The sequence below is a fragment of the Bradyrhizobium sp. AZCC 1719 genome, assembly GCF_036924525.1.
Classification (GTDB): domain Bacteria; phylum Pseudomonadota; class Alphaproteobacteria; order Rhizobiales; family Xanthobacteraceae; genus Bradyrhizobium.
Genome location: NZ_JAZHRU010000001.1, coordinates 5,601,254 through 5,616,195, shown reverse-complemented (window position 1 = coordinate 5,616,195; position 14,942 = coordinate 5,601,254). Strand labels below are relative to the sequence as shown.

Genomic DNA, 14,942 nt, shown 5'->3' with positions numbered 1-14,942 from the left:
GACCGTGCTATAATCCGCGCGGCCCAACAATTCGGAAAATATCAGCGGTGATCGCCAAGGATTTGCGCAGCGGCGTCGAGCAGCTCGGCAACATGATCGCCGAAGCCGCATGTATCGTTCCCTTTACCGGAGCCGGCATTTCCACCGAATGCGGCATTCCGGATTTCCGCTCCCCGGGCGGCCTGTGGACCCGCAACCGCCCAATCGCGTTCGACGAATTCGTTGCAAGCGCCGACGCGCGGGCCGAGGCTTGGCGGCGACGCTTTGCGATGGAGGCAACGTTTGCCGCGGCCAAGCCCGGTCGCGGGCATCGCGCGCTGGCCTCGCTCTACAAAGCCGGCAAGACGCCGGCGATCATCACCCAGAACATCGACAATTTACACCAGGTGTCAGGCTTTAAGGCCGATGACGTGATCGAGCTGCACGGCAACACGACTTATGCTCGCTGCATCGGCTGCGGACATGCCTATGATCTTCCATGGGTAAAGCAGCGTTTCGAGGAAGCCGGCAGCGCACCCGACTGCACCATCTGCGAAGAGCCGGTAAAGACGGCCACGATCTCGTTCGGACAGGCGATGCCGGAAGACGCGATGCGCCGCGCTACCGAACTGGCCCAGCATTGCGACCTGTTCCTGGCAGTCGGATCGTCGCTAGTTGTTTGGCCTGCCGCGGGTTTTCCGTTGATGGCCAAGAACTGCGGCGCGAAGCTCGTGATCATCAACAATGAACCTACTGAACAGGACGACGTTGCCGATCTGGTGATCCGTCACGACATCGGAGAAACGCTCGGACCGTTTGTAGGCAATTGATCTCCAACTGATTCGCGGCTGTGCAAGCCTGTTCATAGTTGCAGGCCAGTTTGTTTTTTTAGCTATGCGCCACAATCGGGAGTGTTATCTTTGATTCGAGAGATTCGCGCTGCGTTATCATGATGGTCATGGTAGGGCGCGTGTTCCGGTCCGCTACGGCGACAGTGGACCGCTTTTTGAAGTGTGAGGTCCGGGGTCATGGGGTCGGACGAATTTGGGTCCAAGAAGCTCGGGGGGCCGCCGACAGGCGGGACAGGGCAGAACAGGCTTGGACCAGGTGAATATGCAGCCGGCGCACAGCGCGATCCGGCGGCGGACGCGCTGTCAGGGCTCGGCGATGCCGCAGCTAACCTTGTCGAAATATCGGGCATCATCAAATGGTTCGATGCTTCGAAGGGTTATGGGTTCATCGTGCCGGACAATGGCTGGCCCGATGTGCTGCTGCACGTCACCGTGCTCAGGCGCGACGGCTACCAGACCGCCTATGAAGGCGCTCGGGTGGTGGTCGAATGCGTGCAGCGCGCCAAGGGCTATCAGGCGTTCCGGATCGTCTCGATGGATGAGTCCACCGCGATCCATCCGGCGCAGATGCTGCCGCCTCGGACTCATGTCAGCGTTACGCCGACCAGCGGTCTCGAGCGGGCCCAGGTCAAATGGTTCAACCGGCTGCGCGGTTTCGGCTTCCTGACCTGCGGCGAGGGCACGCCTGACATCTTCGTCCACATGGAAACGCTGCGCCGCTTCGGCATGACCGAACTGCGGCCGGGCCAGTACGTGCTGGTGCGCTACGGGCCCGGGTCCAAGGGCATGATGGCAGCCGAAATTCATCCGGAGACCGGCCCGTCGGCGCTGTCGTCGCATTGATCCTGCCGTACCATTGACGCAAACGTGAGCCGGCCGTCGCGCCTCAGCGCGGCGGCCTCTGGCATTTGCCGCAATCCTCAGGTTAGGGTTCCCGGCAATTTCTCCCGAGATATCCGGCGTGAGTGCTTTGATGAATTTCGCTTTGATGGTTGCGCGGCTTCGCATCCCGGGCCGCCTGGTGACGTCGCTGGCCGCGGCGTCTGCGGTGCTCTTCATCCTCTGCGCCAATCCTGCCGCGCAGGCCGCGAGCGTTCAGCCGCTCGAGATCGCCACCAAGTCAGGCGTACGCGTGTTCCTGGTCGAGATGGCGACGACGGAGGAGGAGAAGACTCAGGGGCTGATGTACCGAAAAGAACTCCCCGACGGCAAAGGCATGCTGTTCGATTTCTCGCCGGAGCAGCAGATCTCGATGTGGATGAAGAACACCTACATTCCGCTCGACATGATCTTCATCCGCGCCGACGGCCGCATCCTGCGAATCGCGGAAAATACCGAGCCGCACTCCACCAAGATCATCTCCTCGGGTGGGCTTGCCAGGGGGGTCCTGGAAGTGATTGCCGGCACGGCGCAAAAATACGGCATTCAGCCCGGCGACCGGGTGGCGCACCCGCTGTTCAACAAGCGCTGACCGGTTTCCATCGCCTTGATGGCTGCGGGTTTAGCGTGTATCGAGCATTTCCAGCGTCGGATCGGGGTATAGCGCAGCCTGGTAGCGCGGCAGTTTTGGGTACTGCAGGTCGTTGGTTCGAATCCAGCTGCCCCGACCAATAAAATCAATGACTTGCTACGTCTTTTTCGGATTGAATCTTCCCGGCACAATTGGGGAGGGGCGGGGGAACAATTGTGGCTGGTAGGAAGACAGTCATTCTGGTGCGGCAGGCCCTTCTGCTGGGGCTGGTGATTTGCTTTGCCACCGCAGGGAGCCGGCCGGCGGCGGCCAATCCCGCGCAGATGATTTCTGATTTTCGGCTAAAGCACGGGCAGAAGCGCGTAACCCTGGATGCGATTCTCACACGGATTGCGCACGATCAAGCCGAGGCGATGGCCGCAAAGGACAAACTGGATCACGATGTCCTTGGCCGGTTCAATACGCGTGTCGGCCCGGCGGGCGCAGGCCGGGCCGCAGAGAACATTGCGTACGGCTACGACGGTTTTCCCAAAACCCTCGACCAGTGGATCAATTCGTCCGGGCACCGGAAGAACCTCCTGTTGCCCGGCGCGACGCGCGTAGGTGTTGCCAGCGTGAAAAGCGCGCGGACCGGTCGTACGTACTGGGCCATGGTGATCGCAGGCGACTATGAGCGTCCCAAGGCGCCGAAGGGTTCGCCAAAGAGTTCGCCGAAGGATTCTAAGCAGGCAAACGCTGCGAAGTCCAAATCGCGCGCGGCTGAGGCCTGCCGACTGAAGATTCTCGGCCTCTGTATTTAGAGTTGAAACCGAGATCTCGGAGTAGCTGCCTTCGGCGCGCTTAATGATGATTTTATCCGAGGCGTGACGGACGCCGTTGTCGATAACGCCTACGCGTGCGCGCGACCTTTCGATACTGCAATTTCGCTTTCATGACTTGTGACACCGACGCGAATTCGTGGCTTGCAATTTCGTTCCTGTTATGTTCTCTTTGGTCGTTGTTTGGAGGTGACCAATGGATGTCGAGAAGCAACGGGAAATCATCCGGCTCTGGAATCGCATGCGCCGGGTCGAAGGCCCGCTCGCGGAGGAAATCCGCATTCAGATCCTTGAGTGCTTTGCGCAGCCGGATTCGCCGAGCGAGCGCATGAACGAGCGGCGCGCGGTGCTGGGTCGTGTGCCGGTTCGGACCGCGCAACTGTATCGCATCGGCGAACGCAACAACAACGCAACGCTCTGACGGCTTTCGTATTCCGGCGTGGTCGATTCGGCAGCCGTCAAGATTGACGAAATCGATCTGCGGTGCATGCTGCGCGCATGTTGTCGCGTGTGCGCAATTTTTTTCGAGATGCGAAGTTCGCCCGCATGAGCAGCGGGACGTACTGCATCATTCGCGATCTCGGGCTGGTCAAGGGCGGCAAGGGGATGCGGCACCATGAGGTGCTCGTCACCTTCAGTCTGCGGGCGTTGTGGCGCTGGGTCGGACATGCCGGCAGGGATCTCCTGAGCGCAGAGAGGCGGCGATCCTGGCTTCAGCAGGAACCGCAGCGCCTCCGGGCGAGCGTCTCTTCGTCGGCCGTGCCGGAGCGCGCCTCCCAACCATAGACCCTTGTCGGTTTCTGATTGAATCAGAACCGGGATGTAGATTCTTGGTTGACGCGTTTTCTTGACGCGAACCGGTGTCCAACCCGGATCAAGTCGGGGACTGGCTTTCGCTTGAAAGCACTCAAGCATCGGCGGATCTGCCGTTAGCCTTGCCACTCGCGCATGGAAATGCCGAGATCAATATCGAGTAAGCCGATCGCGCGGCGCGCGATGTGATCGGTTGCTTCCGCCAGGGTCGCCGGCCGGGCGTAGAACGCCGGCACCGGCGGCGCCACGATCGCGCCGAATTCCGTCACCGCCGCCATTGCCCGCAGGTGACCGAGATGAAGCGGGCTCTCGCGCACCATCAGCACCAGCCTGCGCCGCTCCTTCAACTGGACGTCGGCAGCCCGTACCAACAGATTGTCGGTGGCGCTGGCTGCGATGGCGGACAAGGTCCGGATCGAACACGGCGCGACGATCATGCCTGCGGTTCGAAATGAGCCGCTGGCGATGCTGGCGCCGATGTCGGCGCTCGCATGATGGCGCGCCACCATCGCTGCGACGCGGGGCAGGGCACCGTCGCCGACCTCATGAGCCAATGTCCGCTCGCCGGCGGGCGTGACCACGAGATGCAATTCGCATTGGCCGGTCGCGGCCAGCAGTTCGACGACGCGCACGCCAAGGGCTGCGCCCGACGCGCCGCTGATGCCGACGACGATCCGCCGCCGCGCCGTCATGGCACCCTCCCTTGCGAAAGCGCCCCTTGCGAAAGCATTTGGGTCAGGCCGAGCCGTTGCCATAGCTCATCGACGCGGGTGACGACGGCCGCGTCCATCTCAAGGACGCGGCCCCATTCGCGCGTCGTCTCGGCGCCGGTCTTGCGGGTCGCGTCGATCCCGAGCTTGCCGCCCAGACCCGCCTTCGGTGACGCGAAGTCGAGATAGTCGATCGGTGTATCGGTAAGCGTGACCAGATCGCGGGAGGGATCGGAGCGGGTCGAGATGGCCCAAACCACATCCGCCCACCGACGCACGTTGATGTCGGCATCGACGACGATCAGGAACTTGGTGTAGGTGAGCTGCGGCAGCAACGACCACAGCGCAAGCATGATGCGGCGCGCCTGGCCCGGATAGCGCTTGTCGATCGACGCAATCGCGACCCGGTAGGAGCAGGCGTCCGGCGGCAGCCAGAGGTCGACGATTTCCGGCAATTGCTTCCTGACCAGAGGAACAAACAGCTCGTTGAGCACTTCGCCGATGCGCGATGGCTCGTCCGGGGGCCGGCCGGTGAATGTCGACAGGTAAACCGGATTGCGGCGCATCGTGACGGCCGTCACCCGCATCACCGGAAAATGCTCCACGGCATTGTAGTAGCCGGTGTGATCGCCGAACGGCCCTTCCGGTGCGGTCTCGTCCGGCGACACCAGTCCCTCGATGATGATTTCGGCATCCGCCGGCGCCATCAGGGGCACGGTGATGCACGGCGAAAGCCGCAGCCGTTCGCCGCGGATCAGCCCGGCGAAACGGAATTCCGACAGCGTTTCAGGCAGGGGCAGGACGGCAGAGAGGATGGTCGCGGGATCGGCGCCGATCGCCACCGCCACCGGCATGTCCGCTCCTCGCGCCTGCCACCGGTGATGGTGGCGCGCCCCGCCGCGATGGGCGAGCCAGCGCATGATGGCGCGGTCGCGGCCGATCACCTGCATCCGGTAGACGCCGACATTGATCTCGTCTCCGCTCTCATCGTCCGGCGGCCGCGTAATGACCAGCGGCCAAGTGAGCAGGGGCGCCGGTTCGCCCGGCCAGCAAATTTGCGCCGGCAGGCGGCTGAGATCGATTTGTTCTCCGCGCCATACGATCTCCTGCACCGGCGGCGTACGAACCGTCTTGGGCCGCATCGTCATGGCGGCCCGGGCGAGCGGCATTTTCGACATCGCGTCGGCGAAATCGCGGGGCGGTCGCGGCTCCCGGAGCTCCGCCAGCATTTCTCCGAGCGTGCCGAGCCCTGCCGGATCGACCCCGAAGCCCCAAGCGGTTCGCTCTTTCGTACCGAACAGATTAACGAGCACCGGCATTTCCCCCGGGGCTCCATCGGGCATGAGCGGCGCTTCAAACAGCAGCGCCGGGCCATTGGCACGCAAAGTCCGCCGGTGAATCTCGGTCATGTCGTGCACGACCGACACCGGCTCGCGGATTCGGACCAGGCGCCCCACGTGTTCCAGATGGGACATGAAACTTCTGAGATCGCGGAATGGCGGCAAGTCGCGTCGGGGCACGGACACCTCACTTAAAAGCGAACCCCTCCACGAGATTTTTGCGGCCGTCCTTGTTCCAGGACAAAGATTGGGCGCCAGCCCCGACGGTAAGCAGCACGACGATGGACGTGCCATTCCGGTCGCCACGTGCCCTGCAAATGAGGCTGACTGCGTGAGAATGCCGCCCGTACCGACGCTTCCGCGATTGATCACCCGCACCCTGCAACCGTTGCCGCTCAGCCCGTTGCAGTTGCCGTTATCGCTGGTGCTGCGGTCGGTGGTGGCGCGCCATCCGCATATTTTCGAGCGGCTCGGCGAGCATGCGCACAAGCGCTTTGGGCTCGAGCCTTCCGATCTGCCATTTTCGTTCGTGCTGGCGCCGCACCCGGAAACGCCGAGCCTGGTCGCGGTACGGAGCCTTCCCGCCGGCATTCCGGTCCGGATTGCCGGACCCCTGTTGGCCCTCCTGGGACTCATCGACGGGTCCTATGACGGCGATGCGCTGTTCTTCTCGCGCGATCTCGTGGTCGAGGGCGACGTAGAGGCGGTGCTCGCGTTGCGCAACGCGATTGACGATGCGGGCGTAGATCTCGTCGCGGATACGGCCACCCTGTTCGGACCGCTGGCGCCCTTGAGCGAAAGGCTGCTGGCCGGGGCGCTGCTTCACTTGAAGGGCGTGGCGGCTGCCGCGAAACAGGAGGGGGCGCGAACATGGAATTGATCTGTCCGGCGGGGACGCCGGCCGCGCTGCGCACCGCCGTCGATGCCGGCGCCGATGCCGTCTATTGCGGTTTTGCCGACGCGACCAACGCGCGGAACTTTCCAGGCCTGAATTTCAGCCGTCGCGAATTGGCCGAGGGGATTGCCTATGCCCATCGGAGCGATGCCAAGGTGCTGGTCGCCATCAACACCTTTCCGACGGCTGGTGCCCAGGCGCTCTGGCATCGCGCGGTCGACGACGCGGTAGCTGCCGGCGCGGATGCGCTGATTATCGCCGATGTCGGCCTGATCGACTATGCGGCGCGCACCCATCCGGATCAACGCTTGCATCTTTCCGTCCAGGCCGCGGCGTCAAATCCCGATGCGATCGGTTTCTATGTGCGCCGTTTCGGCGTCAGGCGTGTCGTACTGCCACGCGTCCTCACGGTCTCGGAAATCGCAGCGATCACCCGCGCGATCGATTGCGAGACCGAAGTCTTCATCTTCGGCGGATTGTGCGTGATGGCGGAGGGCCGCTGTTCGTTGTCGTCCCACGTGACGGGACAGTCGCCAAACATGAATGGCGTCTGTTCTCCGGCCAGCCATGTCACCTACCGCGAGGAGGGCGGAACGCTGGTGTCGCGACTTGGCGATTTTACGATCAATCGCTTTGCCAAAGGTGAGCCCGCGGCCTATCCGACCCTCTGCAAGGGCCGCTTCAAGACTTCGCTCGGGTCAGGCTACCTGTTCGAGGATCCCGTCAGCCTCGACGCGGCAGCCATTCTGCCCGGTCTGCGCGCCGCTGGCGTGACCGCGCTGAAGATCGAGGGGCGACAGCGCAGCCGAGCCTATATCGAGGGCGTCGTGCGCGGTTTTCGCGAACAACTCGATGCGCTCGATGCGGGAGAGAAGCCGCCGGCCGATCGCCTGGCCACCCTGACCGAAGGGCAGAACTCGACACTCGGTGCCTACCGCAAGAACTGGCGATAGGGATGAATCGGTGATGCAGACATGACGACGACAACTCCGATGAAGCTCACGCTGGGCCCCGTCCTGTTCAACTGGGAGCCGGACGTCTGGCGCGATTTCTATTTTCGCATCGCCGACGAGGCCGCGGTGGACGCGGTGGCGGTGGGCGAGGTGGTCTGCTCCAAGCGGATGCCGTTCTTCGACGATCATTTTCCGGCGGTGATCGAGCGGCTGACCGCGGCAGGGAAACAGGTGCTGGTGAGTTCGCTGGCGCTCGTCACGCTGGAGCGGGAACGCAAGCGTACCGCGGAATTGGCCCAAGTCGGCGAATGGCTCGTCGAGGCTAACGACATTTCCTGCATCTCCCATCTCGCTGGGCGGCCGCATGTCGTCGGGCCGTTCGTAAACGTCTACAATGAAGGCACGGCGGAATGGTTCGCCGCGCAGGGTGCGCGGCGCATCTGCCTGCCGCCGGAATTGCCGCTGAAATCGATTGCGGCGATTGCGGCTGCGACACCGCTCGCCGAGATCGAGGTGTTCGCGTTCGGCCGTGCCCCATTGGCAATCTCGGCCCGGTGTTATCACGCGCGCCTGCACAAGCTCGCCAAGGACAATTGCCGTTTTGTCTGCGCCGCCGATCCGGATGGCCTGCCGGTGGACACGCTCGACGACGAACGGTTTCTGGTGGTGAACGGGGTTCAGACGCTCGCCCACGCCTGCACCAACCTGATCCTGGATCTCGACGATCTCGTGCAGGCCAACGTTGCTTCGTTGAGGCTGTCGCCACAGCATTGCGACATGCTCGCCGTGATCCGCACGTTCCGCGAAGTGCTCGACGGCAAGATGCCGCCGGAGCGAGGTTTCCGGGAGTTGGCGGCGATTTATCCAAACGTGCCGACGACCAACGATTTTCTCAGAGCGCGCGCCACCACGGCGAAATCGCCAGGGCTGGTGAGCCCCAACACCGTCAGGAGCCTTTAATGTCGCAACCCAGCAGTCCATCCGAACGCGTCATCGACGTGCGAGAGATCGAGCCGAGATTCCGCCATGAGATCATCGTCCGGCTGTTCGAAAACCTGATGCCCGAAGCGTCGCTGCAACTGATTGCGGATCATCCGCCACGGCCGCTGCGCCACCAGTTCGAAATGCGCTACGGAGATGGATTTCGATGGACCTATCTGGAGGAGGGGCCGGAGGTCTGGCGGGTTCGGCTGGAGCACGTTTGTCAGGGGGGCATCGACTAGACTAGCGTTGCGCTGTCTGCCACGCCAGCAGTCTGTGCTCCGCCAGCGACATCACCACCGACGTCACGTAACCGGTGACGCCAAGCAGGATGACACCGGCGAACAGGTCGGCCGAGCGGAACGCGCGGGCTGACAGCAGAACCCAGTGGCCGAGCCCGTCGAGGCCGGCCAGGATTTCGCAGACCACCGACAGGATCAGCGCCACCGTCAGGCTGAGGCGCATGCCGGCGAGGATGTCGGGACTGGCGGAGGGCAGCGCGATCTTGAAGATTACCGCGAGCCGCGACATCTGCAGCGAGCGCGCGACCTCGTAAAGCCGCGGCTCGACCGCCGCAAAACCATGGATGGTCGCCAGCATGATCGGCCAGATCGCACCGAAGGCGATCACGAACAATGCCATCGCCTGCGTCAGCCCAAGCATGGCGATCGCCACCGGAATGATCGCCGAGACCGGCAGCGGCCGTAGAAACTCCAGCGACGGCGCGACAAAGGTCCGCATCCTGCGCGACGATCCAATGATCGCGCCGATCGCGATGCCGGCAATGGAGGCGGCGAGCCAGCCATAGGCCATGTGCTCGAGCGTGCCGGCGAGCTTGCTCCAGAGATCGCCGGAGGAAAACCCGCGCACCAGCGCAGCCCAGGCCCGGTCCGGTCCCGGCAGGAACACCGGCGAGACCAGCTTTAAATTGGCGATCAGTTGCCATAGCGCGACGAAGCCGCCCGCAACCGCAAAGCTCGCCACGCGCCACAGGAGGGCCGCGCGGTTCATGCGCCGTCTCCGCTCAACGCGGCGCGGCCGAACAGGCGGTTCTGGGCGACGACCAACAGGATATTCAGCGCGTAGCCGATGGCGCCGATCCAGACCAGATAGGCCAGCATCAGGTCCGGGCGCAGCGCCTGCTGCGCCAGCATGATGCCGGCGCCGAGTCCGAGCGGGTTGATCGCGATTTCGACCGTCACGGCGACGATCAGCGCGATGCCGGCCGCCAGGCGGAAGGCGACGAAGATCCGTGGCAGCGCCGCAGGGATGATGATCTTCCAGACCCGCTGTGCCGGCGGCAGCCGCAGCGCCCGCGCCACCTCCATCAGCCGCGGCTCGATGCTGCGCACGGCCGCGCGCGACAGGATCAGTACCGGCCAGACGCAGGCGAACGCCACGATCACGATTTCCATGCGGTAGCCAAAACCAAGCGCGATCAGCGCGATCGGCAACAGTGCAATCGAGGGGATCGGCCTGATGGCCTCGACGGTTACTTCCATCAGGCGATCGAGCGTATCCGAAATCCCGAAGGCGATGCCGAACGCCAAGCCGATGGTGGTGCCGATCGCAAGCCCGGCGAAAGCTGAAAACAGCGTGTCGCGCGTCGCCGCCAGGATCGAGAGATCGGCGAAGGCGCCGAACAGCGCCATCACGATCTCGCTCGGCGGCGCAAGGCTGTCGCTCTGCAGATGGGTGGCGCGTGCCCAGACTTCGAACGCCACCAGCACGGCGAGCGGCAGCACGAGCGCCTTGGCGGAATTCGCCGTCACTGCTCGGTGGCCTTGATGAAATCGAACAATTGCCGCCGCAGTCGCAGGAATTCCGGATGCTCGCGGGTCGACAATTGATCGCGCGGGCGCGGCAGGTTGACCGGCAACTCGATGCCGATCCGTCCCGGATGCGGCAGCAGGCCGATAACGCGGTCGCCAAGATAGATGGCTTCGTCGAGGTCGTGGGTCACGAAGATCACGGTAGCGCCGCTGGCTGCCACCAGCGATAATACCTCATCCTGCAATCCCTGCCGCGTCATCGCATCCAGCGCGCCGAACGGCTCGTCCATCAGGAGCGTCTTCGGTTCCTGTGCGAGACAGCGGGCGATCTGCAGGCGCTGCTGCATGCCGCCTGACATTTCTGACGGGTATTTTCCGGCATGGCCGGGCAGGCCGACCGTGCGCAAAAGCTCCTCGATGCGGGCAGGGCGCTCGGCCGACGGCATGCCGCCCGCTTCCAGCGCCAGCGAGACATTGCCCGCCGCGGTGCGCCACGGCAGCAGTGCCTTGCCGTAATCCTGGAACACGATCGCGATCTCGCGGCGCGGCTGGCGCATCGGCTGGCCGTCGAAATTCACCTTGCCGCTGGTCGGCTGGTAGAGACCGGCCGCCAGCCGCAGCGCTGTGGTCTTGCCGCAACCGGAGGCGCCGACGATGCAGAGGAATTCGCCGGGCCGCACGCCCAGGCTCAGATTCTCAATGATGGTCTTGCCGCCGAGTTGCAGCGTGACCGCGTCAAAGCTGACTTGCGGTGCAGGTGTACCCACGTCGAGGCGTTTTGCGGCGCTTGCCATGGTTCAGCTCTCGCTGCCGGGAGGATAGACGAAATTGAGGGTCGAGCGCAGATGCGCTTCCAGCATGGCCTGGGAGCCGGGAATATCGCGTGCGATAATCCGGTCAGCCAGCAATTGATGCCCGCGCACGAACTTCTTGCCGCTGTCGAACGAGCGCATCATCACGCGGCGGTAGCGGTAGGCCTGGTCGTAGAGGTCCGAATGGGCGGCCAGCAGACGCTTTGAGCCGCAAGCCGCCAATATCGCGGTATGAAAGCCCTTGTGCAGCCGGTCAAAGTCCCCGGCGCCCTCGCGGAATTCATCGCCGGTTCGCTCGATATGCCGGCGCATCTGGTGCAGCGCGCTGACGATGTCGGCCTCCCAGGCGTCGTCGCCATGGATGATGGCGAGCCTGATGGCTTCGACTTCGACCGCCGTGCGCATCGTAGTGATGTCGAGCAGATCCTCGCGGCTGATGTCGGCGACGCGAAAGCCACGCTGTCCGATGCCCACGATCAGCCCCCGCGACATCAGCCGTGACAGGCCCTCGCGCAAGGGGGTGGCGCCGATCTCGTAGCGCTGCACGAGGTCGACGATGCCGAGCCGCGATCCCGGCGCCAGATGGCCGGCAAGGATGTCCTGCTCGACCAGCATGGCCGCGCGCTCGCTCAAGGTAGCGGCCTCGGTCACCGGTCGGTTCAATTGGCGTTCGGAAGCAGGCATCGTGCAATCTGCTATTTCAGGACCAGCTTCGATGTGTCGAGCTTGGATTGCAGCATCTTCTGCGACGACATCACCTCGATCCACCAAGAGAGCTGCTCGGGCTTCAGCGCCGGTTCGGAACGGTTCGGCGGCGTCGCCTTGACCAGTTCGATCGGCTGCTTGGTGAACTTGGCAATCGAGTTCGACGCCTTTTCGCGGTCATTATTGACGATCTCGGCGGATTCGGCGAGCGCATCGCGGAATTTCTTGACTGCCGCGGCGTTCTTTTCCGCCCATTCGCGCGAGGCGGCGTAGAAGATGATCGGATCGGTGCGCGCCAGTTCGACCGCATAGCGCGCCCCGACCGAACCAAGGCCGGCATTGGTCATCCGCGTCACCAGCGGCTCAGCGGTCAGCACGGCGTCGACGCCGCCGGACTTGATGATATCGGCCATCGTCGGAAAGGTGACCTCGACGAAATTGACGCCCTTGGGATCGACGCCTTTTTCCACCAGCCATTTCACGAACAGCACATGCAGGAAGGCGTTTAGCCCCGGCGCTCCGACTTTCTTGCCGACGAAATCCTTCGGCTCCTTGATGGTGATGCCGTTGCGGACGAAGGCGGTGATGTTGCCGTTCGACACCGGGCTCATGGTGGTAGCACCCGCAATAGCGACGAGATCGAGCCCACCGTCGACGGCCTGCAAAAACACCGTCGAGGTCGGCCCGCCGATCTGAATCGAATTCGACAGGATCGCCGCCGGGATGTTCGAGTTGATGCCGATCGGCGTCATCTCGACCTCGAGTCCGTGCTTTCTAAAAATGCCTTCGTCGATCGCGATCATTGCCGAGGCGCAATCCGAAGTCGCCGTGCAACCGACCTGGATCTTGGCTTGGGCAAAGGCGGTGCCGGTCAGCGCCACGCTGACCGCGAGGGCGGCAAGGACCTTTTTCACGGTGTTCTCCCCACTACACATTTTTCCGTCTTGTTTATCGATATTTTTTTTGATCATATATTTCGGAAGAAAACAAGGGGTGCATCCAGTGAAACTCGCGACATTCAAATCCGGCAGTCAGGAAAAGATCGGCATCGTGCACGGGGGCGACACGCTTCTGTTCGATCTCGTGGCTGCTGCTAGCCGCAGCGGGAGCGCCAACCCGGCCTTCGCATCGATGCTGGCATTGATCGACGCCGGCGACGCCGCGCTCGAACAGGCGGCAAAGGCATTCGACAAGCACGGCAAGGACGAGAGCTTGTCGGTGCCGGTGGCGACGGCGGAAATTCTCGCGCCGGTCCCGGAGCCGCGGCAGATGCGGGACGGCATGTCGTTCCCGCTGCATATCCTGCAGGCCCCGCGCGGGCAGCTCAAACTCGCCGCACGCGCCAAGGGCGACATGACCGAGCTGGCGCGGATCGAGGCCGAGCCGCTCGGCGAACTGCCGGAAGTCTATCGCAAGCAGCCGATCTATTACATCACCAACCGCTTCAGCGTGCGCGGGACCAACACCACGGTGAAGTGGCCGCGCTACAGCCAGGTGATGGACTATGAGCTCGAATTCGGCATCATCACCAGGAACAAGGGCGCCAACATCTCCGCCGCCAAGGCTAAAGACCACATCTTCGGCTATACGATCTTCAACGACTTTTCCGCGCGCGATGCCCAGCGCATTGAAATGGAGGGACGGCTAGGTCCGGCGAAGGGCAAGAGTTTCGACGGCGGCAACGTGATGGGCCCGTGGATCGTCACCCCGGACGAGATCGGCGATCCCTACAAGTTGAAGATGGAAGCACGCGTCAACGGCGAGATGCGCTCGCAAGGGGTGACCGAGGGCATGCTATTCTCGTTCGAAGAGATCATCGCCCATGTCAGCCAGGACGAGACCCTGATGCCCGGCGAATTCATCGGATCAGGCACCGTCGGCAATGGATGCGGGCTCGAACTCGGCTGGTATCTTGAGCACGGCGATACCATCGAACTCGAAGTCGAAAAGATCGGCATCTTGAAGAACCGGGTCGAGCGGCAATAGCCGTTTGCGACCACGCTACACAAAAAGAACATCCAGCGAGGAAACGCCATGGCGCGCAGATTGATCGACATTTCCGTCCCCCTGCAAAACGACGTGCCGGCCGATCCGCCCGGCAACCACCCGACCATCCAGTACATCGATCACCAGCAAGGCCTGCCGCGGATGCTGCAGTTCTTCGAAGGTTTGAAGGCGGAAGATCTGCCTGATGGCCAGGGCTGGGCGGTGGAGCAGGTATCGCTCTCCACCCACAACGGCACGCACCTGGATGCGCCCTGGCATTTCCATCCCACCATGAACCGCGGCGAGCGTTCATGGACCATAGACGAGGTGCCGCTGGAATGGTGCTTTCAGCCGGGTGTGAAACTCGACTTCCGGCATCTTCCGGATGGCTACGTCGCGACCGCCAAGGATGTCGAAACGGAATTGAAGCGCATCGGCCATACGCTGTCGCCGTTGGAGATCGTCGTGGTCAATACCAGCGCCGGCGCCAAATACGGGCGGCAGGACTACGTCACCTCCGGCTGCGGCATGGGCTACGAGGCGACGATGTATTTGTTGGAGCGCGGCGTGCGCCTGACCGGCATCGACGGCTGGAGCTGGGATGCGCCGTTCGTCTACACCGCGAAGAAATATGCCGAGACGAAGGACGCCAGCCTGATCTGGGAAGGCCACAAGGCCGGGCGCCACATCGGCTATTGCCACCTCGAGAAGCTGCACAATCTCGAGCAATTGCCGTCGACCGGCTTCATGGTGTCGTGCTTCCCGGTAAAGATCGAGCGGGCATCTGCCGGCTGGACCCGGGCGGTCGCCATTCTCGACGGCTGAAGGCTGCACGCAACAACAACAAGATCGGGGA

19 protein-coding genes and 1 tRNA gene are annotated in these 14,942 nt (G+C 63.2%); 13 read left to right on the top strand and 7 right to left on the bottom strand.

Annotated features, from left to right (window positions below):
• Nucleotides 1–47: 47 nt before the first annotated feature.
• The 7 genes from V1292_RS26480 (at nt 48) to V1292_RS26450 (ending at nt 3,905) form a co-directional block, all read left to right on the top strand.
• On the top strand, nt 48–809 hold the full coding sequence (locus V1292_RS26480) for an SIR2 family NAD-dependent protein deacylase (protein WP_334375566.1): 762 nt from the start codon (nt 48–50) through the stop codon (nt 807–809).
• Nucleotides 810–1,007: 198 nt separating this feature from the next.
• Nucleotides 1,008–1,673 (top strand): cold-shock protein, encoded by a 666-nt coding sequence (locus V1292_RS26475; protein WP_057845021.1) that lies wholly within the window; start codon nt 1,008–1,010, stop codon nt 1,671–1,673.
• 130 nt (nt 1,674–1,803) lie between these two features.
• Nucleotides 1,804–2,301 carry a DUF192 domain-containing protein gene (locus V1292_RS26470; protein WP_334375565.1) on the top strand — a complete coding sequence of 166 codons (498 nt, stop codon included), beginning with the start codon at nt 1,804–1,806 and terminating at the stop codon, nt 2,299–2,301.
• A gap of 62 nt (nt 2,302–2,363) precedes the next feature.
• Nucleotides 2,364–2,440, top strand: a tRNA-Pro gene (locus V1292_RS26465).
• A 118-nt stretch (nt 2,441–2,558) separates the two neighbouring features.
• Nucleotides 2,559–3,101, top strand: a complete 543-nt coding sequence (locus tag V1292_RS26460; protein WP_334377173.1) for a CAP domain-containing protein — start codon at nt 2,559–2,561, stop codon at nt 3,099–3,101.
• Nucleotides 3,102–3,360: 259 nt separating this feature from the next.
• The gene (locus tag V1292_RS26455) at nt 3,361–3,540 is read left to right on the top strand and encodes a hypothetical protein (RefSeq protein WP_334375564.1); all 180 of its coding nucleotides are present in this window, start codon (nt 3,361–3,363) and stop codon (nt 3,538–3,540) included.
• Between the two features lie 125 nt (nt 3,541–3,665).
• Nucleotides 3,666–3,905 carry a hypothetical protein gene (locus V1292_RS26450; protein WP_334375563.1) on the top strand — a complete coding sequence of 80 codons (240 nt, stop codon included), beginning with the start codon at nt 3,666–3,668 and terminating at the stop codon, nt 3,903–3,905.
• Nucleotides 3,906–4,048: 143 nt separating this feature from the next.
• Here V1292_RS26450 and V1292_RS26445 read toward each other — a convergent pair whose 3' ends face one another.
• Nucleotides 4,049–4,624 carry a UbiX family flavin prenyltransferase gene (locus V1292_RS26445; RefSeq protein WP_334375562.1) on the bottom strand — a complete coding sequence of 192 codons (576 nt, stop codon included), beginning with the start codon at nt 4,622–4,624 and terminating at the stop codon, nt 4,049–4,051.
• Entirely contained in the window at nt 4,621–6,117 is a 1,497-nt protein-coding gene (locus V1292_RS26440; RefSeq protein ID WP_334375561.1) for a UbiD family decarboxylase, read from the bottom strand. The genes V1292_RS26445 and V1292_RS26440 overlap by 4 nt, the downstream gene beginning before the upstream one ends.
• Nucleotides 6,118–6,319: 202 nt before the next feature.
• On the opposite strand from V1292_RS26440, the gene ubiT reads away from it, so the two are divergent.
• From ubiT to V1292_RS26420, 4 genes are read left to right on the top strand one after another with little or no spacing between them, the layout of a single operon-like run.
• Entirely contained in the window at nt 6,320–6,862 is a 543-nt protein-coding gene (gene ubiT, locus V1292_RS26435; protein ID WP_334377172.1) for a ubiquinone anaerobic biosynthesis accessory factor UbiT, read from the top strand.
• Nucleotides 6,853–7,830 (top strand): ubiquinone anaerobic biosynthesis protein UbiU, encoded by a 978-nt coding sequence (gene ubiU, locus V1292_RS26430; protein ID WP_334375560.1) that lies wholly within the window; start codon nt 6,853–6,855, stop codon nt 7,828–7,830. The genes ubiT and ubiU overlap by 10 nt, the downstream gene beginning before the upstream one ends.
• Before the next feature lie 39 nt (nt 7,831–7,869).
• Nucleotides 7,870–8,790, top strand: coding sequence for a ubiquinone anaerobic biosynthesis protein UbiV (gene ubiV / locus V1292_RS26425; protein ID WP_334377171.1), 921 nt, complete (start codon nt 7,870–7,872; stop codon nt 8,788–8,790).
• Nucleotides 8,790–9,053, top strand: a complete 264-nt coding sequence (locus V1292_RS26420; RefSeq protein ID WP_334375559.1) for a DUF2249 domain-containing protein — start codon at nt 8,790–8,792, stop codon at nt 9,051–9,053. Before ubiV ends, V1292_RS26420 begins: the two co-directional genes overlap by 1 nt.
• A gap of 1 nt (nt 9,054) precedes the next feature.
• Here V1292_RS26420 and V1292_RS26415 read toward each other — a convergent pair whose 3' ends face one another.
• The 5 genes from V1292_RS26415 to V1292_RS26395 are packed head-to-tail and all read right to left on the bottom strand — an operon-like array spanning nt 9,055 to nt 13,014.
• On the bottom strand, nt 9,055–9,822 hold the full coding sequence (locus V1292_RS26415) for an ABC transporter permease (protein ID WP_334375558.1): 768 nt from the start codon (nt 9,820–9,822) through the stop codon (nt 9,055–9,057).
• On the bottom strand, nt 9,819–10,583 hold the full coding sequence (locus tag V1292_RS26410) for an ABC transporter permease (protein ID WP_334375557.1): 765 nt from the start codon (nt 10,581–10,583) through the stop codon (nt 9,819–9,821). The genes V1292_RS26415 and V1292_RS26410 overlap by 4 nt, the downstream gene beginning before the upstream one ends.
• Nucleotides 10,580–11,377: an ABC transporter ATP-binding protein gene (locus tag V1292_RS26405; protein ID WP_334375556.1), complete on the bottom strand. Its 798-nt coding sequence runs from the start codon at nt 11,375–11,377 to the stop codon at nt 10,580–10,582. Before V1292_RS26405 ends, V1292_RS26410 begins: the two co-directional genes overlap by 4 nt.
• Before the next feature lie 3 nt (nt 11,378–11,380).
• A complete protein-coding gene (locus tag V1292_RS26400; RefSeq protein ID WP_334375555.1) occupies nt 11,381–12,079 on the bottom strand; it encodes a GntR family transcriptional regulator in 699 nt (232 codons plus the stop codon).
• Nucleotides 12,080–12,090: 11 nt separating this feature from the next.
• Entirely contained in the window at nt 12,091–13,014 is a 924-nt protein-coding gene (locus V1292_RS26395; protein ID WP_334375554.1) for an ABC transporter substrate-binding protein, read from the bottom strand.
• A gap of 88 nt (nt 13,015–13,102) precedes the next feature.
• On the opposite strand from V1292_RS26395, the gene V1292_RS26390 reads away from it, so the two are divergent.
• Together V1292_RS26390 and V1292_RS26385 are read left to right on the top strand one after the other, a co-directional pair.
• On the top strand, nt 13,103–14,086 hold the full coding sequence (locus V1292_RS26390) for a fumarylacetoacetate hydrolase family protein (RefSeq protein ID WP_334375553.1): 984 nt from the start codon (nt 13,103–13,105) through the stop codon (nt 14,084–14,086).
• Nucleotides 14,087–14,134: 48 nt separating this feature from the next.
• Nucleotides 14,135–14,911 (top strand): cyclase family protein, encoded by a 777-nt coding sequence (locus V1292_RS26385; protein WP_334375552.1) that lies wholly within the window; start codon nt 14,135–14,137, stop codon nt 14,909–14,911.
• The last annotated feature ends 31 nt before the right edge of the window (nt 14,912–14,942 follow it).